This window comes from Pseudoalteromonas sp. Angola-4, from assembly GCF_028599265.1.
GTDB classification, from domain to species: Bacteria; Pseudomonadota; Gammaproteobacteria; order Enterobacterales; family Alteromonadaceae; genus Pseudoalteromonas; species Pseudoalteromonas atlantica.
In genome coordinates, this window is record NZ_JAQREK010000108.1 from 1 (window position 1) to 429 (window position 429).

At 36.8% G+C, this 429-nt stretch carries 1 protein-coding gene; it reads right to left on the reverse strand.

Annotation, left to right across the window (positions count from 1 at the left end):
* Positions 1 to 147, reverse strand: a 147-nt coding sequence (locus PSH48_RS21040) for an aldo/keto reductase (RefSeq protein WP_273612327.1), incomplete at its 3' end; no start/stop codon positions are given.
* Positions 148 to 429: the final 282 nt, after the last annotated feature.

Consider the following 429-nt stretch of genomic DNA (forward strand, 5'->3'; position numbering starts at 1 on the left):
GTCTTTAATGGCTTGGCCAACTTGCTCTTCGTTACCATAAATTTGCGCGGTATCAATATGACGAACTCCTACTTCTAACGCCATTTTTACAGATTCATAAGCAGTTTTACCTTCTAAACGAAAAGTACCCATACCTAAGTCTGGCATTTCAATTACACGTTGTGTCCTAGCTTTATCCTTATTAAATAATTGGTTTAAAATTCAAACGTTGCGTTTACTAAATACACCGATTACTTTTTGATTTAAAATTTTGACCTCATATAAACACTGAGGCCATTCATTTTTATTTCAAGACTAACCTACATAAGTGTCGCTTTATTTAGCCTTAACATTTTGTTTATCTAGCCTGCCACTGTACCGGGTGACTATGAAAGCCAGCAATGAAACAACGGCGCCAATCCATGCGGTATCTTTTAGTTCCATGTGCTC